Source organism: Tenacibaculum profundi, assembly GCF_052050075.1.
GTDB lineage: Bacteria > Bacteroidota > Bacteroidia > Flavobacteriales > Flavobacteriaceae > Polaribacter.
Genome location: NZ_CP197225.1, coordinates 2,980,447 through 3,004,455 on the forward strand (window position 1 = coordinate 2,980,447; position 24,009 = coordinate 3,004,455).

The 24,009-nt window shown below is 30.9% G+C and carries 19 protein-coding genes; 8 read left to right on the top strand and 11 right to left on the bottom strand.

Annotated features, from left to right (window positions below):
* Positions 1-15 precede the first annotated feature (15 nt).
* Complete coding sequence (locus tag ACSIGE_RS12150) at positions 16-1,365, bottom strand: leucine-rich repeat domain-containing protein (protein ID WP_440880139.1); 1,350 nt, start codon at positions 1,363-1,365, stop codon at positions 16-18.
* Positions 1,366-1,483: 118 nt separating this feature from the next.
* Between ACSIGE_RS12150 and dnaG the strand changes: the two genes are divergently transcribed.
* Positions 1,484-3,499 carry a DNA primase gene (gene dnaG, locus ACSIGE_RS12155; protein ID WP_440880140.1) on the top strand — a complete coding sequence of 672 codons (2,016 nt, stop codon included), beginning with the start codon at positions 1,484-1,486 and terminating at the stop codon, positions 3,497-3,499.
* Between the two features lie 225 nt (positions 3,500-3,724).
* On the opposite strand, the gene nadE is transcribed toward dnaG, so the two are convergent.
* Complete coding sequence (nadE, locus tag ACSIGE_RS12160; RefSeq protein WP_440880141.1) at positions 3,725-4,513, bottom strand: NAD(+) synthase; 789 nt, start codon at positions 4,511-4,513, stop codon at positions 3,725-3,727.
* A gap of 91 nt (positions 4,514-4,604) precedes the next feature.
* Between nadE and gldB the strand changes: the two genes are divergently transcribed.
* Positions 4,605-5,558, top strand: a complete 954-nt coding sequence (gldB, locus tag ACSIGE_RS12165) for a gliding motility lipoprotein GldB (protein ID WP_440880142.1) — start codon at positions 4,605-4,607, stop codon at positions 5,556-5,558.
* Entirely contained in the window at positions 5,558-5,899 is a 342-nt protein-coding gene (gene gldC / locus ACSIGE_RS12170) for a gliding motility protein GldC (RefSeq protein WP_440880143.1), read from the top strand. Before gldB ends, gldC begins: the two co-directional genes overlap by 1 nt.
* A gap of 22 nt (positions 5,900-5,921) precedes the next feature.
* Here gldC and folK read toward each other — a convergent pair whose 3' ends face one another.
* From folK to tamL, 6 genes are all read right to left on the bottom strand, one after another.
* Positions 5,922-7,049, bottom strand: a complete 1,128-nt coding sequence (gene folK, locus ACSIGE_RS12175) for a 2-amino-4-hydroxy-6-hydroxymethyldihydropteridine diphosphokinase (RefSeq protein WP_440880144.1) — start codon at positions 7,047-7,049, stop codon at positions 5,922-5,924.
* A gap of 258 nt (positions 7,050-7,307) precedes the next feature.
* Positions 7,308-9,488: a polyribonucleotide nucleotidyltransferase gene (locus ACSIGE_RS12180; RefSeq protein ID WP_440880145.1), complete on the bottom strand. Its 2,181-nt coding sequence runs from the start codon at positions 9,486-9,488 to the stop codon at positions 7,308-7,310.
* 166 nt (positions 9,489-9,654) lie between these two features.
* Positions 9,655-9,924, bottom strand: coding sequence for a 30S ribosomal protein S15 (gene rpsO / locus ACSIGE_RS12185; RefSeq protein WP_440880146.1), 270 nt, complete (start codon positions 9,922-9,924; stop codon positions 9,655-9,657).
* Between the two features lie 326 nt (positions 9,925-10,250).
* Positions 10,251-11,108: an acetyl-CoA carboxylase, carboxyltransferase subunit beta gene (gene accD, locus ACSIGE_RS12190; RefSeq protein ID WP_440880147.1), complete on the bottom strand. Its 858-nt coding sequence runs from the start codon at positions 11,106-11,108 to the stop codon at positions 10,251-10,253.
* 112 nt (positions 11,109-11,220) lie between these two features.
* A complete protein-coding gene (gene fbaA / locus ACSIGE_RS12195) occupies positions 11,221-12,282 on the bottom strand; it encodes a class II fructose-bisphosphate aldolase (RefSeq protein WP_440880148.1) in 1,062 nt (353 codons plus the stop codon).
* A 90-nt stretch (positions 12,283-12,372) separates the two neighbouring features.
* Entirely contained in the window at positions 12,373-14,856 is a 2,484-nt protein-coding gene (tamL, locus tag ACSIGE_RS12200; RefSeq protein ID WP_440880149.1) for a translocation and assembly module lipoprotein TamL, read from the bottom strand.
* A gap of 72 nt (positions 14,857-14,928) precedes the next feature.
* On the opposite strand from tamL, the gene ACSIGE_RS12205 reads away from it, so the two are divergent.
* Positions 14,929-15,657: a TrmH family RNA methyltransferase gene (locus ACSIGE_RS12205; protein ID WP_440880150.1), complete on the top strand. Its 729-nt coding sequence runs from the start codon at positions 14,929-14,931 to the stop codon at positions 15,655-15,657.
* Between the two features lie 328 nt (positions 15,658-15,985).
* Here the strand turns inward: ACSIGE_RS12205 and ACSIGE_RS12210 are convergent, their stop codons facing one another.
* From ACSIGE_RS12210 to ACSIGE_RS12220, 3 genes are read right to left on the bottom strand one after another with little or no spacing between them, the layout of a single operon-like run.
* Positions 15,986-16,600, bottom strand: coding sequence for a deoxynucleoside kinase (locus ACSIGE_RS12210; protein ID WP_440880151.1), 615 nt, complete (start codon positions 16,598-16,600; stop codon positions 15,986-15,988).
* Positions 16,601-16,654: 54 nt separating this feature from the next.
* Positions 16,655-17,332 carry a response regulator transcription factor gene (locus ACSIGE_RS12215; RefSeq protein WP_440880152.1) on the bottom strand — a complete coding sequence of 226 codons (678 nt, stop codon included), beginning with the start codon at positions 17,330-17,332 and terminating at the stop codon, positions 16,655-16,657.
* The gene (locus tag ACSIGE_RS12220) at positions 17,325-18,941 is read right to left on the bottom strand and encodes a sensor histidine kinase (RefSeq protein ID WP_440880153.1); all 1,617 of its coding nucleotides are present in this window, start codon (positions 18,939-18,941) and stop codon (positions 17,325-17,327) included. Before ACSIGE_RS12220 ends, ACSIGE_RS12215 begins: the two co-directional genes overlap by 8 nt.
* 122 nt (positions 18,942-19,063) lie before the next feature.
* On the opposite strand from ACSIGE_RS12220, the gene ACSIGE_RS12225 reads away from it, so the two are divergent.
* The 4 genes from ACSIGE_RS12225 to ACSIGE_RS12240 all read left to right on the top strand — a co-directional run bounded on the left by ACSIGE_RS12225 (position 19,064) and on the right by ACSIGE_RS12240 (position 23,984).
* Positions 19,064-19,435 (top strand): hypothetical protein, encoded by a 372-nt coding sequence (locus tag ACSIGE_RS12225; protein ID WP_440880154.1) that lies wholly within the window; start codon positions 19,064-19,066, stop codon positions 19,433-19,435.
* Positions 19,436-19,440: 5 nt separating this feature from the next.
* Positions 19,441-20,277 carry a GLPGLI family protein gene (locus tag ACSIGE_RS12230; RefSeq protein WP_440880155.1) on the top strand — a complete coding sequence of 279 codons (837 nt, stop codon included), beginning with the start codon at positions 19,441-19,443 and terminating at the stop codon, positions 20,275-20,277.
* A gap of 63 nt (positions 20,278-20,340) precedes the next feature.
* The gene (locus ACSIGE_RS12235) at positions 20,341-21,192 is read left to right on the top strand and encodes a GLPGLI family protein (RefSeq protein WP_440880156.1); all 852 of its coding nucleotides are present in this window, start codon (positions 20,341-20,343) and stop codon (positions 21,190-21,192) included.
* Positions 21,193-21,233: 41 nt separating this feature from the next.
* The gene (locus ACSIGE_RS12240; protein WP_440880157.1) at positions 21,234-23,984 is read left to right on the top strand and encodes a carboxypeptidase regulatory-like domain-containing protein; all 2,751 of its coding nucleotides are present in this window, start codon (positions 21,234-21,236) and stop codon (positions 23,982-23,984) included.
* Positions 23,985-24,009 lie beyond the last annotated feature (25 nt).

The following is a 24,009-nucleotide window of genomic DNA, read 5'->3' on the forward strand; positions in this document are numbered from 1 at the left end:
AAAAGGAGACTCTTTTTATTTTTTATAGATTATACTTAATTCTTTTATCCAGGTACTTAGCTCTCTTAAATTAAGCTTGTACTTGCGTTGTATTTCTTCTTTTTTATGTAATAAGTACGTTTGATTTAACACTTTCATTTCATATTCTGAAACTACAGCCTGTTTAAACTTCTTAAAATACTCTTCTGTGTTATTTTCGTTCTTTATTAATGCAAATTTTCCGTATTTAGATATCCAATTATCAAATTGATCAAGATTTAAATCATATTTCTTAATAATTTTTTCTTTTTTACTTTCTAAATAGTTAGTGTCTAATACCAGTGCTTCAAATTCTTCAACAGTTGCTCTTTGAAACTTTTTATGAAGATTATTTGGGTTATCAATTGCATATTTTGATTGATTTAATTGATCAATATGTATTTTTCCTAGTTGGTTGATCCAACTAGTAAGTTTCTGAGGGGTGATGTTATATTTTTTACTTAAATCATCAATTTGATTCTTCAAGTAAACAGGGTCTAGAACTAGTTTGTCAAATTCATTGACTACAGAATATTTAAATTTTTCAAAATAGTTTGATGCTTCCCCGTTTCCATTTGCAGTTTTATTAGGGAGGGTAGTAGTATCATTACTTTTTGTTATACCAACTATATTTAAGCTACTATCCTCCATTTCAACTTCAGACGTTTTGTTGACTTTTTTAGTCGTTTTTTTTATTGAAGACCCGCTTTTTTCTTCGTAGGATAGTTTCTCATCTTTATACCAATTATCAGAGAATTTATTGAATGTATTTTTTGAAACTAAAATTTTACCCTCTTTATTATTACTTATATCCATATTGATTAAAGAAGAACATCCACTTATATCTATGGTATTAAGTTCATTACTACTACAATATAAATCTTTTAGTTCTGGTTTATTTCCTAGTACGAGTTTGTTTAGTTTATTATAGTCACAGTTTAAAGAGCGTAATAATGGCGTATTGCTAATATTTAATTCGGTTAATTTATTATTGCTACAGTTTAAGAATGAAAGGTTCGGGTTATTCGATAGATCAATCTTTTGAATCTCATTATCTGAACAATCTAGTCTTTTTAAGTTTATAAAATGCTCAATTCCCGTAAGATCCTTGATTTTATTTTTAACATTGGGTAAGTACTTATTTTTTAAGGGAGAATTAATGTTTAAATTGACAATATATTGAGCATCACTGACTAAAATATTTCCGTTCAATCCATTTGAATCGTAATTCAAGTCAATTAAAGCTTCCTCTAGTCCTAAGTCTGGAATTTTTATTGTTTCCTGTGCAAATGAACTCATAGTAAATATAAGAAATATATACACATAGTATTTATTGGTTAACTTCATAATATCTAGTTTTTTGGGGTTAAATTTATATATTTATCAGGTCTTAGACAATTAAAAAAGGTTAAGGTTTATATGTAGGGAACAAAACGACTATCTTTGCAAATTATTTCAAAACCTTATGATAACTCAACAAACTATTGACAAAGTTTTTGATGCAGCCAGAGTGGAGGAGGTAATAGGAGAGTTTGTACAACTAAAAAAAACGGGAAGTAACTTTAAAGGTTTAAGCCCGTTTACAGATGAAAAAACACCTTCTTTTGTGGTTTCACCAGTGAAGCAAATTTGGAAAGACTTTAGTACTGGAAAAGGAGGGAACTCAGTTTCTTTTTTAATGGAACATGAACACTATTCATATCCAGAAGCAATTAAGTGGTTAGCAAAAAAATACAATATTGAAATAGAAGAAACTGAACAATCAGATGAGCAAAAGAAGCAGCTTAACGAAAGAGAAAGTATGTTTTTGGTTTCAAAGTTTGCAAAAGACTACTTTAACGACTTATTGATGAACTCTCAAACAGGAAGAGCTATAGGTCTTTCTTATTTTAAAGAAAGAGGGTTCAGAGAGGAAATTATTCAAAAATTTGATTTAGGATACTGTAAGGATGAATGGGATAACTTTACTAAAGCGGCAATAGCCAAAGGGTTTGATATAAAATATCTAAAGGCTACAGGATTAACTATTGTAAAAGAGGGTGGAGATGTAGCAAAAAAATTTGACCGGTTTAAAGGAAGAGTTATGTTTCCAATACATAGTATGTCTGGAAGAATCCTTGGCTTTGGAGGACGAATTTTAACAAATGACAAAAAGGCAGCTAAGTACTTGAATTCACCTGAGAGTGAAATTTATCATAAGAGTAAAATTCTTTATGGACTTTATCATGCTAAAAAGGAGATAGCAAAACAAGATAATTGTTTTTTAGTTGAAGGATATACGGATGTCATTTCATTTCATCAATCTGGAGTTGAAAATGTAGTAGCCTCTTCAGGAACTGCATTAACTCCTGATCAAATTAGATTAATCAATAGACTGACCAAGAATATAACTGTTTTATTTGATGGTGATGCTGCAGGTATAAGGGCATCTATAAGAGGAATAGACCTAATCTTGGAACAAGGTTTAAATGTGAAGGTAGTTTCTTTTCCAGATGGAGAAGACCCTGATAGTTTTGCAAAAGGACAATCTAGTGCTGACCTTAAGAGATATCTTGATGAAGAAGCTCGTGACTTTATTGAATTTAAGGTTTCATTATTGATGAAAGATGCTCAAAATGATCCTATAAAAAAGGCAACTTTAATAAGAGATATTGTTACCAGTATATCTAAAATACCTGATGGAATTCAAAGAGAGGTATATGTTCAAGAATGTGCAAGAATAATGGATATTTCTGAACAGGTTTTATTTGATGAATTGGCACAATTATTGCATAAGGTTGTAGGGAGTAGAAATTCAAAGTCAAATTTTTCAAATTCAGTAAAAACATCAATAGCTGAAAGAAGTGATACTCAAAAAGGAAGTAGATTAGAAATTCTGAGAGCAAAAGGTATAGGTAAACAATTTCAAAAGGTAGACCAAGTATCAATATTAGAAAAAGAGATCATAAGAATTTTATTACTTTACGGTAATGAAATTGTTGATTTTGTAAATTGGGTTGATGCTTTCGATAAATATGGAAGACCTATTTTGGAGAAGGAGGAATATCAAAGTACCGTTTTTAACGAATTGTATTTGAATTTACAGGAAGATGAAATTGAATTCTCTAATGAGTTATTTAAACTAACGTACCATGCATTAGTTAATCAACTTAATCAAAGAGAAAAAATAGTAATAGATGAACTAATTATGCACGAAAATGTTGACATTTCGGGATTGGTAACAAATATACTGATGGATGAAGAACGCTATGTTTTAAGTAATTGGGAAAAGAAAGAGGTTTTTGTTACGGAAATAGATAAGATTTTACCGAAGTTGGTAACAGATGCAATATTGAATCTTAGAAGAGTTTTGATAGAGAAAAAAATAAAAGGAATTTTAGAAGATATACAAAATCAGAAAAAAATACCTGATTTAGAAGAGGTTAGAAATTACACAGAATTGAAAAAGTTATTATTTGAAAAATTAAATAGGGTTATCTAACTTATTTTTGTTTAACTTAAAGATAGAATTTTTTTAAAACTAGATTTCTTTATATTTTTGCCGAAAATTAACAAAAGAAAGAGCAATATAAAATCAAATATCATGAAAAAGGTACTACAAGTCGTTGAATTATTTAGATTAATTTTTATTCTTCCCTTTAAAATATCTAAAGGGAGAAAAAAGCAAGCCTATAAAAAAATAAAACAGCAAATGATATCTGTTAACTTACTTTAGAAAATCAGGAATTTTACAAACGGGAATAGGGTTAATTTTATGTTGATTTATATTATTTAGCCGTGTGTAAATTTTGTAAACTTCTAATTGACGCCCCGTAAAGTCTTTTGCATTTTTATTTCTAGCCTGCATAGCCATGGCCCATTCAAGTTCATCGTAAGTAGCACCAATTTGATCTTCATCTGTTCTACTATCACCAAATAATCCATCAGTAGGTTGCGCTTTCTGAATTGAATCAGGAACATTTAATTTTGTTGCTAGTTTATAAACTTCTGATTTTAAAAGATCTGCGATGGGGCTTAAATCAACACCACCGTCCCCATATTTTGTAAAAAAACCAACTCCAAAATCTTCAACTTTGTTACCTGTCCCAGCTACTAATAAACCGTGTAGTCCTGCAAAATAGTATAAGGTAGTCATTCTAAGTCTTGCTCTTGTATTTGCTAAGGTTAAATCTAACTTGGGAGAAGAAACTGTTTCAGGAAGGGCCGTTTTAAATTCTTCAAAAGTACTTGTTAAATTTACGGCAACATTACTAACATTTTTGTAGTGTTGTTTTAAATGTTTTATATGCTCGCTGGCACGATTAACTTGACTCTCTGCTTGATGAATAGGTAGTTCAACACATAGTGTTGATAGACCAGTTCTAGCGCATAATGAGGAAGTAACAGCACTGTCAATTCCTCCTGATACTCCAACAACAAAACCGTTTACTTTTGCATTATTAGCATAATTTTTTAACCAATTAACAATGTAGTCTATAACTTTAGGAGTATCCATAAAAAATCTTTTTATTTCGTGTGAGTTCTTATTAGTGAACTAATTTATTAAATTCGACGTTTAAAAGTTAAATGTAAAATAATTATAATTAATGCGAAAAATTATAGCTCTTTTTTTAATTTTTATTGGAATGTCCTGTAATAATGAAAAAAAATTAGAAGTTGATACGTCAGAAATTAAAGTTGATTTTAAAATAGAGCGGTTTGACAAAGATTTTTATAAAAGCAACAAAAGTTTAACTGAGCTTAAAACCTCTTATCCTTTTTTATTTCCAGAATCTATAGAAGACTCTGTTTGGGTTAATAAAAGAAAAAATACTGATGAATTAGAACTATTTGATGAGGTACAAAATGTGTACGAAGATATAGGAGAGGTTCATAAAAAAATAAAAAAGTTATTTAAGCATGTTAAGTATTACAATAGAAGATTCCATGTTCCTAGAGTGATTAGCATACTTTCAAATATAGACTATCAAAGCAGAGTCGTTTATAGGGATAATCTATTACTTATTTCTTTAGACGTATATCTTGGTAGCCAACACAAATTTTATAGTGATTATCCATCCTACATAAAGCAGAATAATACAAACGAATATATGATTGTTGACATAGCCTCAAAGATTATAGATCAACAATTAGTTTTGAAAAGGAATAGAGCATTTGTCCATAAAATGATTTATCAAGGAAAAAAAATGTATTTAAAGGATGTTTATCTAACGATGATACCTAGTTATTTAAAAATTGGTTATACCGAAGAAAAATTTGATTGGGCGCTTGAAAATGAAGAGCAAATTTGGCAATACTTTATAGAAAAAGATCTTTTGTTTAGTACGGATAAGAATCTAGATAGAAGGTTTCTTGATATAGCTCCTTTTTCTAAGTTCTATCTGGAACACGATAACCTATCTCCAGGAAGAATAGGAGAATTTATAGGTTGGCAGATAGTTAGATCATTTATGAGAAATAATGATGTATCTTTGCAAGAGTTAATACGTATAGAAGAAGAAGAAATCTTCAAAAAATCTAAATATAAACCAAGAAGATAATGAGTGTTGTACATAAATCAAAAATAACTTTTACCGTGGGGTTGGATGAGAATAGAGTACCTGAACAAATTTCATGGAATGCGGAGGATGGAGGTATAAATAATGAATCTTCAAAAGCTGTTATGTTGTCGGTTTGGGATCATAAAAAAAAGGATACGTTACGGATGGATTTATGGACTAAAGATATGCCCGTCGATGAAATGAAACAATTTTTCCATCAAACATTGGTTTCTATGGCAAACACTTTTGAAAGAGCCACAGATGATGATAAAATGAGTGCTACAATGAGGGATTTTTGCGATTATTTTGCAGAAAAATTAGAAATTATAGAGAAGAAATAAAAAAGCTATTATAAATAGCTTTTTAATATTGCTTTATTTGCTTAATAACGGATTTGTAGTCATTCTCATTGTTTACGAAATCAAGGCAAGAAACATCTACAATTAAAATATTAAGATCTTGTTGTTGTGTATTTATAAAATTGATATAGCCGTCGTGGATTTTTTGTAAGTAGCTCGATTCAATATTTTGCTCATAATCTCTTCCTCTTTTTTTGATGTTTTGAAGTAGTCTATCCGTATTTTGATATAGGTATATATAGAGATCTGGTTTGGTAATTTCTTTATAAATCATATTAAACATTTTACGATACAGTTTATATTCATCATTTTGCAATGTGATTTGAGCAAATATTAAAGATTTAAAAATATAATAATCAGATACTATAAAGTTTTTAAAGAGGTCAAATTGAGCTAAGTCATCTGATAATTGCTGATATCGGTCAGCAAGAAAACTCATCTCAAGAGGAAAAGCATAACGTTCATTATCATTGTAAAATTTAGGTAAAAACGGGTTGTCTGCAAATCTTTCGAGAACTATCTTTGCATTAAATTCATCAGCCATCATGTTTGTTAATGATGTTTTACCTGCACCTATATTCCCCTCAATGGCTATATAATTATACTTTTCTGTAATTGGAATTGGTCGACTAAGTTTATTTGTTATGGGGGTTATTTTAGAGTCATCATTACAGTTATCCAAACAATTGGATATAGTTGTTTTTTGTATAGGGTGTAATATTTTTCCTGCAATTTCTACAAGAGGAGCAAGGACAAATTTGCGTTGTAGCATTCTCGGATGAGGAACAATCAAGTCTTTTGTAAAGATTATTTCATCTTCAAATAAAAGTATATCGATATCAATATTCCTGTCAGAATATCCGCTTGATTTACTACGTTTTCTACCCAAGTCAATTTCGATTTCTAGAACTTCATTGATTAAAGTCTCTGGTGGAAAATAGGTAGATACTTCAATACATGTGTTATAAAAGTTACTGCTTTCAAATCCCCATGAAGGTGTTTCATAAACAGAGGCTATTTTAAGGATAGAGCCTATTCTATCCGCAATCATATTTATAGCACTCTGAAGATTATCAAGTTTTTGTCCTTTGTTTGTGCCTAACGAAAGATATGTGATTCGTTGTATTTTCAATAGATCAAGGTTTAATTAAAAAGAATTGATTTTAGCTTACAAAGAAAAATAAAAGGAGATTAAATTACATATGAAAATTTACTTTTTTTGAGTAGGGTATTTACGTTTTTGATTGTTTTAATAGTGAATTTCTTAATAGAGTAAGGTTTTTGAGAGATCTTGGTTGGGGAATCGAGATCTTAAATTTTAACAAAAATCTCTTAATTTAAAAAAGGCTACTTTTATAGTAGCCTTTTTAATTTTTATATCTTAAAGAAATTAATCTTTCTTAACTTCCTTTTCTTTATTTTGTTCATGCTTAGGTTTTCTCTCTGGCCTTGGAGGTCTTTGAAGTAAAGCTTTCCTTGAAACTTTTTCTTTTCTAGTTTTTGGATCAGTACCAAAATATTTTACGTCAATAACGTCACCAATTTTAACAACATCAGTAACATTATTTGTTCTTTCCCAAGCCAATTCAGAAATATGAAGTAATACTTCATTACCAGGTGCTTCTAAATATTCAACAACAGCTCCAAAATCAAGAGTTTTAACCACTTTTACTTCATAAACACTCCCTTTATCTGGTTTGAAAGTTATGGCTTTTATTCTTGATAGTACCTTATCTATTCCTTCTTGATTAGTTCCTAAAATTTCAACAATACCTTCTTCAGTAACTTCGTCTTCATTTATAACAATAGTAGTTTCTGTTTCTTTCTGTAATTCTTGAATATGTTTTCCTCCAGGACCTATAATTGCACCTATGTATTCTCCTGAAACTCTTACGGTTACCATTTTAGGGGCATGAGGTTTAACATCTGTATTAGGCTCAGCAATAGTACTAGTCAATTTTTCTAAAATATGTAAACGACCATCACGTGCTTGTTGTAATGCTTTAACTAATATTTCATAGGAAAGTCCTTTGATTTTAATATCCATTTGACATGCTGTAATACCATCGGAAGTTCCTGTAACTTTAAAATCCATATCACCTAAATGATCTTCGTCTCCTAATATATCTGATAAAACTGCATAACGGTCACCATCAGAAATTAACCCCATAGCAATTCCAGAAACTGGTTTTTTTAATTGAACTCCAGCATCCATCAATGCCATTGTACCAGAACATACCGTTGCCATAGAGGATGATCCGTTTGATTCTAGAACTTCCGAAACAACACGTACTGTGTAAGGACAATCTTCAGGAACCATACCTTTTAATGCACGTTGAGCTAGGTTTCCATGCCCAATTTCACGACGAGAAGTACCTCTTAATGGGCGAGCTTCACCAGTTGAAAATGGAGGGAAATTATAATGTAAATAGAATCGTTCCTCATCTTGAATGGTAGGAGAGTCTACCATATTAGCATCTCTAGAAGTTCCAAGCGTAACAGTTGCTAATGCCTGGGTCTCTCCACGCGTAAATATTGAAGATCCATGAGTTTTTGGCAAATAATCAACTTCACACCAAATAGGTCTTATGTCGGTTGTAGTTCTACCGTCTAAACGTAGTCCTTCGTTTAACGTTAAATCTCTAACAGCCTCTTTTTGAGCTTTATTAAAATATTTTGAAATTAAATTTTCTTTTTCTTCTAATTCTTCTTCACTATAGTTAGCTATGATATTTTCTTTTACTTCTGAGAAAGCTAATCCTCTTTCCTGCTTAGAGGTACCTTTTTTTGCAATATCATAACACTGTTGATAAGCAGCTTCTCTTATAATAGCTTCAAGTTCTTCATCTGATTCTTCAGGTTCATATTCTCTGGTTTCTTTTTTACCTACGGCTTCAGATAATGCTATTTGTGCTTGGCATTGTACTTTAATAGCTTCGTGTGCAAATCGAATAGCATCCGCCATTTCCTCTTCAGAAACTTCATCCATTTCACCCTCAACCATTGCAACGAAATCAATTGATGCTCCAACCATTAGGTCAATGTCTGCTAATTTTAATTGATCAAAACTTGGATTTATAACAAATTCCCCATCTATTCTTGCTACACGAACTTCTGAAATAGGAGCTTCAAAAGGGATATCAGACAATTGAATTGCTGTAGAAGCAGCCAGTCCAGCTAAAGCATCAGGCATTACATTTTCATCATGAGACATAAGTTGAATCATAACTTGCGTTTCAGCATGATAATCTTTAGGGAAAAGAGGACGTAGTACGCGATCAACTAATCGCATTGTTAAAATTTCTTCATTACTAGGTCTAGCTTCACGTTTCATAAAACCTCCAGGATATCTTCCTGAAGCAGCAAATTTTTCTCTATAATCTACTGTTAACGGTAAGAAATCCATATTTGGATCTGATGTTTTAGCAGATACTACTGTAGCAAGTAGCATAGTATCACCCATTCTAACAACAACAGAACCATCTGCTTGCTTTGCTAATTTTCCAGTTTCTAAGGTAATGGTTCTTCCATCTCCAAGTTCTATGACTTGGCTAAATACTTTTGGAATCATAAATGTTTTCTAAAATTTTAATTTGTTGTTTGTGTTGTTGTATATGTTGCTGTTTCAATGGAAGTTTGAAATCTTTTTTTGTTTTGAATTTGTTTTAAAGGTAGGTAAAATATTTGAATTGATTGCAATTAAAAAGAGGCAGGAAGTTCCTGCCTCTTTAAAAGGATTATTTTCTAATACCTAACTCTTTAATTATCGCACGATATCTGTTTATATCTTTCTTTTTTAGATAGTCTAGTAAACTTCTTCGTTTACCTACCATTTTTACTAATGAACGCTCTGTATTGAAGTCTTTACGATTCTTTTTTAAGTGCTCTGTTAAATGGTTTATTCTAAATGTGAATAAGGCGATTTGACCTTCTGCTGTTCCGGTGTCATTATCTCCTTTACCGTGTTTAGCAAAAATGTTTTGTTTTACTTCTTTTGTTAAATACATGCCAATATTATTTAAATGATTATTATGTACACAATGATAAAATCATTGAAGATGCAAATGTACAACTATTTTTTAAAAGATAAATCACTAGTAGGAAATTAAAACGTAGAGCTAAGTGTTTTATATACTTAGAATTTTATTTTATTAAGTGATTTTATTTCCTTTTTGATTTTAAAGTGTTGTTATATAGTTGTTTATTCTTTTTTTAAGAAAAAGAATTACAGTTAAATTGGGATAAAATTCTTAACTTGCACCCTTATGTTTTATAAACATAAAATTTTAATTTTTTAGGGGAAAAAGAAAGCCAGCTTTTGCTGGCTTTTGTTTTATGCTCTTACTGGTTGATTTTGAATTAAGTCTATATACAAGTTAACTTGTTTTTTTAAATTTTTTCTTTCGTATATAGCATCTAAGAACCCATGCTCTAATAAAAATTCAGAACGTTGGAAGCCTTCAGGTAAATCCTTTCCTGTTGTGTCTTTAACTACACGAGGACCAGCAAATCCTATCAAAGCATTCGGCTCAGCAATATTAATATCACCTAACATAGCAAATGATGCAGTTGTTCCACCCGTTGTTGGATCAGTACATAAAGAAATATAAGGAACTTTTGCATTAGCTAATTGAGCTAATTTTGCAGAGGTTTTTACTAATTGCATTAAAGATAAAGAAGCTTCCATCATTCGGGCTCCTCCAGACTTTGAAATCATTAAAAAAGGAATGTTGTGTTCAATGGAATAATCAATAGCCCTTGCTATTTTTTCACCCACAACACTTCCCATTGACCCACCAATAAAAGAAAAGTCCATAGCCGCAATCACCAGCTCTTTTCCTAAAGATTTTCCTACAGCTGTTCTAACAGCATCTTTTAAACCTGTTTTCTTTTGAGCACCTTTTAGTCTATCTGGATATTTCAATGTATCTTCAAATTTTAAAGGGTCTTTGGATGATAACTTGGGATTTAGTTCTGTAAAGTTGTTGTTATCGAAAAATAATTCAAAATATTCTTTACTACCTATGCGAACATGGTATCCGTCTTCAGGACTTACATATAGATTTTTCTTAAGTTCTTCAGTATCTATAATTTTTCCACTAGGAGTTTTGTACCATAGTCCTTTTGGAGTGTCTTTTTTTTCTTCTGTTGGAGTTTGTATTCCTTTGTCTTTACGTTTAAACCAAGCCATAAATTATATAATTAGTCTTTAGTTATTTTTTATTGGTATCAAGACAAAACTTACTTATAATAAAAGTGAAGTTTGTAATGCGTTTTATTTATGCAAATATCTAAAAAAAATATTACGATAGGGTATTTACATTATTTAAATCCTCAAAAGCTTTTTTTAGTCTATTTCTAAATGTAATTTCGCCTTCACGAATCCATTTTCTTGGATCATAATACTTCTTATTAGGAAGATCATCTCCTTCCGGATTCCCTATTTGAGACTGTAAATATGGGCTTTTTTGTTTCATATAATCTCGTACACCTTTTGTAAATGCATACTGTAAATCTGTGTCAATATTCATTTTTATAACACCATAACCAATAGCCTCACGAATTTCGTCTACTGTTGATCCAGAGCCACCATGAAATACAAAATCTATTGTATTATTAGGAACATTATATTTTTTAGAAATATATTCTTGTGAGTTTTTTAAGATTTTTGGAGTTAATTTAACATTTCCAGGTTTATAAACTCCATGCACGTTACCAAAAGCGGCGGCAATTGTGAATTGATCGCTAATTTTCATTAACTCTTCATAAGCATAAGCAACTTCTTCGGGTTGCGTATAAAGTTTAGAACTGTCTACATCTGTATTATCAACGCCGTCTTCTTCTCCCCCAGTAATCCCTAATTCAATTTCTAATGTCATACCCATTTTACTCATTCTAGTCAGATATTTTTTACAAATAGCAATATTTTCTTCTATTGGTTCTTCGCTTAAATCAATCATATGAGAACTAAATAGTGGTTTGCCTGTTTTTGCAAAGTGTTTTTCACTAGCGTCTAATAGTCCATCTATCCATGGAAGTAACTTTTTAGCCGCATGATCTGTATGTAGTATTACTGGAATGTTGTATGCTTCTGCTAATAAATGTATATGCTGTGCACCTGCAACAGCACCGACGATCGCTGATTTTTGCTCATCGTTTGTTAAACTTTTTCCAGCATTAAATTGAGCTCCACCATTTGAAAATTGAATAATTACTGGAGAGTTTAATTCTTTTGCTGTTTCTAAGACCGCATTTATTGTATTCGAGCCCACAACATTTACCGCGGGTAACGCGAAGTTTTTTTCTTTTGCTAGTTTAAATATCTCTTGAACTTCTTTACCAGTTGCAACTCCAGTTTTTATCATTGTGTCGTTTTTTTAATTTATGTAGATTCTGAGAAACAAATCTACACTTTTTTAGGAAATAATGTATTTTTTTGATTATTGGTTTTTTTACTAGAATGGATAGTTTATCCCAAAACTTACTTGGGAAATATTGAAGCTAAAATTACTGAACCAACGATCTGATTTTTGCTTATAAGGCTCGCGTATTTTAAAACCATGATCTAATCTAAGAACAAGAAGCTTTAAGTCAAATCGCAAACCAAAACCTCCACTAAAAGCCAAATCTGTTATGGATTTAAAACTATCAAATTTTGCATTAGTATCAATGAATTCTGATCCTGTGATATCCCAGATATTACCTGAGTCTATAAAAAGAGCTCCATTTAAAGATCCAATTAAACCAAAACGATATTCTAAACTACTAATAAATTTTAAACTTCCAATATTATATTCTAAGCCAGGGGGGGTAGTTCCAGGCCCAAGGGAATAAGCCCTCCAGCCTCTTATGTCGTTTTGTCCTCCAGCAAAATAGCTTTTGGTGAAAGGTATGTCGGAATTGTTATAAGTGAAAATAGCGCCTAAAGAAGTTCTATGTGCTAAAACAGAGTTTTCCCCTAAGCTCCAATATTTTTTATATTCAACATCTGTTTTGAAGTATTGAGCGATTGGAATTTTGAATAGGGTGTTTTGATTGTTGGTATTCTTTGCTTTAGATAGTAATCCTAAAATATTACCTGCATTAGCTACACGAATTTTAAAAAAAGAAAAGTTTTGATCTTTTAAATTTTTTTGATTGTTGTACGTAAAACTATATGCTATTTCAGGAATCAAAAAGTCAGATGTTATGATATTAAGACGTTCTCTAATATTCAGGGCAGTTAAACGTTCTGAAGGGTTGGTAATAGCAAATTGGCTATTATTTAATATTTCTGTTAAAGAATTTCTTATGCCTTCATAATTAGAGAAAGTATTGTCAAAAAATACGTTACCGTTGGAAAACGTAGTATAAATATCTCTTAGTTTAGAATATTCTGATTGATAAATAGAGAAGTAATTATTGGTATTTAAATTTCTAATGTATTGAGTATTCAAGAACTCTAGCTGTATTGTCTTAGTAGCATTAAATTTCCACTTATAATCAATACCAATATTTAGATTTTGTCGATCTAGTCCAATATTTTTTTGAAGACTAATTCCTCCATGAAAATTGGTTTTGGGAAACATTCTTTTTGGAACAAGTTTGTGGAGATTAAAAGGGGCAACAAACCTAGGAATTTCAAGAGATATATCTCCACCGACCTCCCATCCAGGGCCATTATTAGAATTAAAATAGGCTCCATGAGCTGAAATTTTAAAAATTTCAGCACCTTTAAAAGTATTTCTGTTAGTGAGTGAAAATCTACCAGAGATGTCAAAATTACGAACGTTAGATCTTGATAATTCAGAATCAATTCCTAAAGTGTATTTTTCAGCAGGAGTTAAAAATATATTGGCTTCTAATTCATGATCATTTATTTCTTTAAATCTTATTGAGGTTGATTTAAAGTTTTTGAGTCCTCTCAAATGAGTTCTTGTTAGGTTTTTAAGCGTGTCACTGTAAACGGCACTAGGTTTTATGAATAGTGATTGTGCTAGGTATTTTGGGTTGTACTTTAATTTGTCGAAAGCATAAAAGTTGATTCCTTCGTATGAAAGTGTATCATTTATAATGTTGTCTTTTTTATTGTAAGTATAGTCTGTAAAAACATTAATGTTTTTTATTCTTTGTACCTTGTATGGCTTAGAAATATATTCTCCATTTGATTCGATAAGCCTATCAGTCAAAACTAATTCAATATTTGTTTTGTAGGCACTTGTATCTTCAACCCAATAATTTACACTTCCGTTTTTGTCAAAATGATAAAGACCGTTGTTTCTAAAAAGCTTTGTTAGTCTTATTGTTTCATTAACGAAATTAGCATCATCATATTTTTGATTTGATTTTAGAAAACTATAATCTTTGTTCAGATTATAAATAGAATCTAAAACAGGTGATTTTATAGTTTTAAAAATTGTATCTAAAAACAATGGTTGTCCTTTTTCTATCTGATAAGTTAAACTTCCCTTTTTTCTAGATATTGAATCTTTCTTAACTTGTATTTTTGCCTTGAAATAACCGTGATTTTGATAATAAGTTTTTAAATTTCTTAAGCTAATATTTGTTTTTTTATCATCGATAATAATAGGTTTTTGACCGCTTTTTAAAAACCAGTTATTTAGTCCGATAGCTGATTTTGCAACAGCAATACTTTGTTTTTCAGAAAAAAAACGTTTAAAAAAGTTATATGTTTTTGGATATTTTTTACCCCAATCGCTTGGCGATGTCGGTCCTTCAGGGTTGCCTAAGTTATAGAAGTTCAATGCTAATGGAAGTCCAAAGGTTTTTTGATTAGGACGTTGAATTAGTAATTCATTTAGTTCATTTTTAGATGTTTTTACACTATCTAAATAAATAGTATTTTTTATTAAAAGTAATTCATTCTCTTTTAAGTGTTTTACGGTATTACATCCTACTAATATTGCAAATAGTAAAAAATAAAAAGAGAGTTTTTTCATTAACTTTGTTTCCTGAAATTGATAATCAAAAATACTATTTTTTTTGAGGGTTAAAGTGTTAAATTTTAATTAATGGGCTTAACAAAAAGTAATATAAGGTTGATAACTAGTTTACAACAGAAAAAATATAGACAAAAGCATAAGTTATTTATAGGAGAGGGAATAAAAGTAGTGAGAGAACTGTTGGCTTCTAATTTGAAGGTAAATAGAATATATTGTACTGATAATACTTTTAATTTTGTTCAAGGAGAATTGGTTACAATTATATCTGAAGGCGAACTGAGAAAAATAAGTAACTTAAAAACACCAAATAAAGTTCTTGCCTTGTTTGAAATTCCGAAATACGATTTACCAATGATTTCTGGTTTTACTGTTGCTTTAGATGGAATTAATGATCCTGGTAATTTGGGAACAATAATTAGGTTGTGCGATTGGTTTGGCGTTGATAATTTAATTTGTTCTACCGATACAGTAGATTGCTATAATGCTAAAGTTGTGCAAGCAACAATGGGATCTATAATTAGGACACATATATACTACACAGATCTTATAATGTTTCTAAAAAACACAAAACTTCCTAAATATATAGCAGATATGAATGGAGAAAATATTTATACTTCTGATTTACCCCCTGAGGCTATTCTTATTATGGGGAATGAAGCAAATGGAATTTCAAAAGGGGTAAGGGCTATTGTTGAAAAGCAGCTAACAATTCCAAAATTTGGTGATTTAAGGGAAATAGAAAGCTTAAATGTAGCTACAGCAACTGCCGTTTTTTTAAGTGAGTTTCGAAGAAGGTAAACCTATTTTTTTATTTCAAGGCTAAATATTGAGACAATAGAGCTAATTCATTTTACTTAATAAAATTGTAAAACCATTGTGGTTTTTTCAAGATACTGCTGTTTGTCAATTTATCCTTAAATAAAGAATAAGAGCCGTAGTTTTACTTTAGAATAGCTGTTAAATAACTACTCAAATTCAAATTAATTAACTGGATTTGTTATTACTTTAAATAAATAATATATGATAAAAAACTATTATTGAGGTTAAATTTTTCAGTTACTTTTATTTATTTTTTTAAAAAACATCAAACTAAAGTATTTACAATTACTTTAATGTAGCTTAATGTTTAAAATAAACCGTTAATTTGTGCGTCTATTTTGTCAACTACCTTTCCTAAATCTTCTTGATTTTCAACAAAGTCTAAATCATCAACATCTACAATAAGGAGTTTTCCTTTATTGTAAGTAGAAATCCAAGCTTCATATCGTTCATTTAATCTACTCAAATAATCAATACTTATAGAATTTTCGTATTCTCTTCCTCGTTTATGAATTTGTTCTACTAAAGTAGAAATATTTGCTCTTAGGTATATTAAAAGATCAGGGGGAGTAACTAAGTTTTCCATTAACTCAAATAATGAAGTATAGTTTCCATAATCTCGATTAGTCATAAGGCCCATTGCATGAAGGTTTGGAGCGAAAATATGAGCATCTTCATAAATGGTTCTATCTTGGATAATATTTTTGCCAGTTTTTCTAAATTCTAGAATCTGGCGGAATCTACTATTTAAAAAATAAACTTGTAAATTAAAAGACCAGCGCTCCATTTCAGCATAAAAATCATCTAAATAAGGGTTTTTATCAACGGATTCGAAATGAGGTTTCCAGTTGTAATGTTTAGCTAATAATTTTGTTAATGTTGTCTTTCCGGCACCAATATTACCCGCAATGGCTATATGCATAACTTACAAATTTCTTAATGTAAAATTACACAAAAAAATGGCTAAAGAAAACGTTTAACAAATCAATTTATACCCAAAACCTCTAATATTAACGATTTGGATATTAATATCTCCTTGTAATTTTTTTCTTAACTTAGAAATGAAAACATCCATACTTCTAGCATTAAAAAAATCATCATTTCCCCATAATTTGTTTAAAATAAAAGATCGATCGAGTATTTCATTTCTTTTTTGAGAGAGGTGGAATAGTAGTTCTGCCTCTCGGTGTGTAAGGATGACTGTAGTATCTTCGAGCTGTAAAGTTTGTTTGGTGAAATTAAATGTATAGGCACCTATGGAGATTTTTTCATGGTCTATTTTTAACGTATTTCTGCGCAGAAGAGCATGTACCCTAACAATGAGTTCCTTCATGGAAAAGGGTTTTTTTAAATAATCATTGCCACCATGACTAAAGCCTTCTAAAACATCTTTAGTTTGTGATTTTGCCGTAAGAAATATAATAGGAATCTGATTGTTTTCTTCTCGAATTTCTCGTGCTAGTGTAAAGCCATCTTTCTTAGGCATCATGACATCTAGTACTAAAATATCAGGATTTTTTTGTTGGTATAGCTCCTTGGCTTTTATACCATTTTCCGCAAGATAAACTTCAAAGTCTCTAGTCTCTAAACTTTCTTTTATAATTTGTCCTAAACTAGGTTCATCTTCTGCCAAAAGAAGTTTTATCTTATTCATCATTGGGGATATTAATTTTAAAAATGGTGTGTTTAGCGTTAGATATCAGGTGGATATTACCTCCATGTTTTTCAATTATTTTTTGGGTGTAATATAAGCCGATACCAAACCCTTTTACATCGTGTGTATTTCCTTTAGGAACTCTATAAAATTTATCAAAGATTCGTTCTTGTTGACTTTTTTCAATTCCTTTTCCATTATCCGCTACCGAAATTTCAATAGTATTTAAAACAATATTTACATTTATTTCAATTCGTCCCCCGCCATATTTTATCGCATTATCGATAAGGTTCGATATCGCATTTTCGAAATGAAAAGTATCTATTTCTAAAGTAAAATCGTTACTGCTCGAAGAAAAAGAAATCTCTTTACTCTTGGCTAATGGTTGGTATTTTTTAGCAGTTTTCTCCACCAAATCGATCAGATTAATTGCTTCTTTTTTTAGAAGTAATTTTTCGCTATCTAAAGTGGCAGTTTCCAGTAACTTTTCTACCATTTGATGTAATTTTTTCAATTGCAAAGATGATATGGAAAGGTATCTTTTTGTTTTCTCTTTGTCTTCGATTATATTGAAATTATCAATGGCCTCAATTGCAGTAGATACCGTAGTTATTGGTGTTTTGAACTCGTGCGTTATATTACTGATCAGATCGTTTTTTATTTCTGCAAGTTCTTTTTGCCTGTTAATTATTTGTAACAAATAAAATAAACTGGCAATTACAGCTAAAGATAAAACCAATGATAATAAAATTCCGGTAGAGCTTCTTTTTAAGGTTTCATAGGTAGGACTCCCATAAAATAAGATGAGTTTTTCATTTAGACCTAAGAAAGTAGATTTAGCTGCTGCTTTTAGGGTATAGTTGGGTACTTTTACCTCTTTGGGAGGCTGAATTTGTTTCCCGTTTTTTATATGTGTTACATAATAGGGAGTTTTAATTCCTTTCTTGTTTAAGGTTTTTTGTAATATAGAATCCAGAATTTTATGATTAATGGAATCATTTTTAATAGAGATTAAAATAGTTTGTAACCCCTTTATTAAATCTTTACTGTCTTTAGCTTTTTTTTCTGAAAAAATAAAAACATCTGAGTTTTCATTTTTAATATTGGTAGAAATATTCTTTTTTGTAGGGTTAGCAAAGTTAGAGAAGTGCTGTAGTTTGCCTAAATCTTTTATTATAGAGTCAAAATTATCATGACAGTCAAAATCGAAATGAAATTTTTTTTTTGCAGTCTTATAAAATAAGGTGTCTATGTGTTTTAGTTTATCCAAATCTTTAGGATCGGTAGAGGTAAAAGAAGATTGTATAGATATAAAATCTGATTTCTGTTTTCTTTTGGGCATAATTTTTCCGATAATGGAATCCCAAGGAATTTCTCTTTTCTCCTTATTATCTTTATTACTAGATGTAACAATGGTATATGAATTTTCTTTCGAAATTTTAGCAAAGTATTCTTCGATGGCGCTATCTATACTTTCTTGGATTTCATTAACTACATACTGTTTGTTCTGTTCGTAATTTTTATAATTCCAGTACAACTGTACCGCTATCGTTGTAATGATAGTAGCCGTTATTAAATAAAGAATCCAGTTGTTTCTTGTACTTTTCATGGTTCAAAGATAGGTACTTATCTCTTACTTTTTCTAAGGCTTAACACTAGTTAACACTAGTTAACCCAAAAGAAGAGGAACAAAATTCATATTTGTAGCATGAAAATAAATAAAAATCAAATATGATACGATTAATACTAATGCTTTTTCTTTTAATCCTGAGTCAAATCGGTATTTGTCAGTCTGAAAATGCAAATCTTTTTAAAGAAAATGAAAAGAAGTTTTCTGTAGACCATTTAAAATATAAAGTAGATTCTATAGAGGAACTTGTATCAATCAATTGGGAACATGTCCAGCAATTATTTGAGAATAATGAATCGAATAAATTAGTGTCTTTGAAATTTGAAGTTAGTATTCCTAATGCTTCAGGCTTTCCAAGAGATGTCTACAGTTTTAAGGCATCCGATTATACGATTAACTTAGATAGATTGTTAAATCGATCTAAAAAAGGAATGCAAGGAATAATACAAACAATACATAAATATAAGAGATAGAAATCATGAGAATACAATTTTTCACATTATTAGTAATGTTAGTTTTAGGGGTAAATGCACAAGATTTTCAGGGCAAGGCTACCTATAAAACACATAGGAAATTTGAAATGAATTTAGGAGGAGATGGACAAAATGGACAAGGAATGAATGCAGAAATGCAAGCGCGAATACGCGCACAGCTGATGAAGCAATTTCAAAGAACATATACCTTAAATTTTACAAAAACAGAATCTACCTACAAGCAGAATGAAGAATTAGATGCGCCACAAGTTCAAACGAGCGGGATGCAAATTCAAGTCTCTGGATTGGGGGGAGGAACGGATGTGTATTACAAAAATACAGCAGAAAAGAGGTATGTCAATAAAACGGAAATTAGTGGTAAACGTTTTTTGATCAAAGACAAACTGGAGCAGCCTAAATGGGAAATGTCAGGAGAAACAAAAAATATTGGAAATTATACTTGTTATAAAGCCACTCAAAAAAGAGAAGAAACTAGAACTTCATTTTCGATAACAGATGGGGAGAGAGAGGAAAAGGAGGAAAAAGTCACGGTAGAAACTGTAGCATGGTATACTCCTGAAATACCAGTAAGTAACGGTCCAGAATATTTTTGGGGTCTACCAGGTTTAATTTTAGAAATTCAAGATGGTGACCATACGATCGTTTGCTCAGAAATCGTGTTAAACCCTGAAGAAAAAATAGAAATAAAAGAACCTAAGAAAGGAAAAAAGGTGAGTCAAGAAGAATATGAAAAAATTATGAAAAAACACTCGGAGGATATGATGGAACGATTTAAGAACCAAAGAGGAGGTGAAGGTACCATGATATTCGAAAGTCGATAGTGATTAAACCTTTTATGTTCTTCGTAGTCTTAGATAGAACAGCAAAATAATACTACGAAGAACATGAAAACAACACTATGGTATACCTTTCTTTTTGTAAGTACCATAATTTGGTCGCAGCATTCCTTCCAAGGAAGAGCGTCGTATCAATCTAAAACATCTATGGATTTGGGAGAGTGGGGTAAAAAGATGTCAGAGGAACGAAAAAAAAGAGTTAAAGAACGTATGGCGTCGTTTTTAGAAAAGTCGTATACCTTACATTTTACAGAAAAGGAATCGGTGTATGCCGAAGATCAAAAGTTGGAAATACCAGGAAGTGGTAGAGGATTTCGATTTGGTGCATTTATAGGTGGCGGAAGAAAGTATAAAAATTTTACAAGTGGAGTGTTCTTAGAATCTATTGAGTTTTATGGGAAAAATTTTTTGGTGGAAAATAGTGCAGACAAACCAAAATGGCAATTGGAAAACGAAACGAAACAGATAGGTAAATATACTTGTTTTAAAGCTACTTTAGTAAAACAAGATGACCGTATGGATTGGAGTAGAATTCGTGGTAGAAACCAAAGAAAAGGTAAAGAGGAGCCTTCTTCTTCATCCATACCTGCAAAAAATAATAAGGAGCAAAAAGACGAAGTAGTAGTTACCGCATGGTATACACCCCGAATACCGGTAAGTAATGGTCCAGGAGAATATTGGGGTTTACCTGGACTTATATTAGAAATTAATGAAGGGAACACTACGATCTTATGTTCTGAAATTGTTATGAATCCTGAAAAAAGAGCAGAGATCAAAGCTCCTACCAGAGGGGATGAGGTGTCGAGAGAAGAATACAATAGAATTGTAAAGAAAAAAATGAAGGAAATGCAAGAAATGTTCCAAAGAAGGCGTCGAAATAATAGAGGAGGAGGGAGATAATCGGGCTACGCCTAAAGGATAAAAAACACATAAATTTTAGAATGAAAAAAATATTAATAGTGGTCATTTGTATGGCGACCTGGACAAGTATTGCCCAAATTACTATGCGGGGTATCGTAAAAGATAGTATAGGAGTTGGCCTAGAAATGGCAAATGTAATAGCTATCAACAAGCAAACAAAAAAGTTAGATTCTTATGGGTTTACCGACAGTAAAGGGAACTATAAACTAAATCTAAAAAAGAATGCAAACTATACTGTTAAAGTGAGTTATGTAGGAAATAAAACAGTTAGTAGAGATGTTGCAACCAAAGAGGAAAATCTTCAAATGGATTTTACATTGGAACCGGACGATTCATTAGACGAAGTGAATGTTACCTATAAAATGCCGGTAACCGTAAAAGGAGATACCATTGTTTATAATGCCGATAGTTTTACATCGGGTACAGAGAAAAAGTTGGGAGATGTGCTTAAAAAGCTACCAGGTGTTGAGGTGAATGATGAAGGGGAAATACAAGTAGAAGGAAAAAAAGTTAGTAAAGTTATGGTAGAGGGGAAGGATTTTTTTGATGGCGATAGTAAACTTGCTACGAAAAATATCCCTGCAGATGCTATCGATAAGGTAGAGGTGTTAAAAAATCATAGTGAAGTTAGACAGTTAAGTGGTGTAACGGATAATCAAGATAATATTGCTATCAATTTGAAACTAAAAGAAGGAAAAAAGAATTTTTGGTTCGGGGAGGTTTCTGCAGGCTTAGGGATAGCTACTGAAGACGAACGCTATATAGCACATCCTAAATTATTTTATTACAGTCCTAAATATAGTGTTAATATCATAACCGATGTTAATAATATTGGCGAAGTACCTTTTACTATTCGCGATTATTTCAATTTTACTGGAGGATTTAGATCTATGGGAAGTACTAATGGAACAGAATTCAACGTCGGTTCTAACGACATTTCTTTTCTAATGCTTAGAAATAATAGGGCGAAAGAAATCGAAACACAATTTGGTGCAGTTAATTTTAGCTATGCACCAAAAAAAACATGGGATATAAGTGGTTTCGCTATTTATTCTGGTAATCGTACAGACATGGAAGAAAACACAGAAAGATTGTATTCAAATACCAATATCGATCGGAATAATTTACCTCCAATCTCGGATAAAATCATTGATACAGAACGCACTAGTGATGTAACTACGCAAAGAAGTAATATAGGACTTTTTAAATTAAGCTCTAGTTACAAGCCTAATTCGGATAATCAGTTCGATTATGATATCTTAACTAAGGTCTCTGATCAAAAACAGAATATTTCTACACTCTCTACCCGAACCTATTTAAACGCAGATGAAGAAATTGTACCGATACACCAACGTACAGAACAATCTCCTTTTTCTGTGAAACAAAATTTGAATTATTACTATACGTTAGACAATAAAAATATTTTTGCGCTAGAAATGCAGCATCTATGGCAAAATGAAGATCCATTTTATAATGCCATTCTTGAAGAGCTATCTTTTGCCAATTTAATAGGTTTGGATATTTCTGCAAATCCTTTTAATGTGGAACAAGAAAAATTTGTAAAAACTAACAAGCTAGATGGGAAGTTGGATTATTACCATATCTTAAATGCAAAGAGCAATCTAAATTTCACACTAGGAACTACTTTAAGTACCCAAAAATTCAATTCTACTATTTTTGAAACGTTAAATGGTAACCGTACACCCATAACTAATACAGATGCTGTGAATGACGTTGACTTTTCTTTTGAAGATGTATTTTTGGGATTACACTATAAGTTTGTTTCGGGTATTTTTACTTTTAACCAAGGATTCACGTTACATAATTATCTAAGCAAGAACACACAGTTAGGAACTGAGGTGAAGAATGAATTCACTCAAATTTTACCCGATGCCTCGATAAAAGTGAATCTTAAAAAGTCGGAAACGTTACAACTAAGCTACAGAATGCAAACGACCTTTACCGATGTAAATAGCTTGGCAAAAGGATATGTATTCAATAATTATAATAGTTTATATGCGGGGAATAGAGACTTAGAAAATGCACTATCGCATAATATAGACTTGAGTTATTTCAGCTTTAATATGTTTAGTTATACTAATATTTTTGCTGTGATAAGTTATAATAAACGAATCGACGATATTGCGTCGAATACAGCGTTTTTAGACGTCAACCAAATAAGAACTTCCGTAAATTCATTATTTCCAAATGAAACAATTTTTGGGAGATTTAATTATGACAAAAGTTTTCGAAAGTTTAAACTAACCATAGGAGGAGATATTACGTATTCTAAATCTAATAGCTTGATAAAAAATGGTGTAACTGGAGAGGTTACGAATAGGTTGTTTAAAACGTTCCGTCAAAGTTATCAAACAAAATTTAGTACAAATATTAGAAATGCTCCAAATTTTGATATTGGATATAATGTGCAAATTAATAACTCTGATATCGGAGGAACCAAAAATATATTTACTACCCATAGTCCATATCTTAATTTAGAAGTACGTTTTTTAAAGGAGTTTAATTTTACTTCTAAATATACATTTAATCAAGTCGTAAATCAAGGTCAGGTAATTGACGAATATGGCTTTTTACGAGCGGATATAACGTATCAGAAGAAAGATAGTAGTTGGGAATATAAAATAGGAGTTACCAATATATTGGATTCTTCTGGTTTAAATCAAAATAGCAGTAATGATATATTTGTTAGCAATAGCACCTACCTAATACAACCTAGAATTGGAGTTTTGAGCATAAAATATAATTTGTAATCCATATAAAATTAATTAATAACCT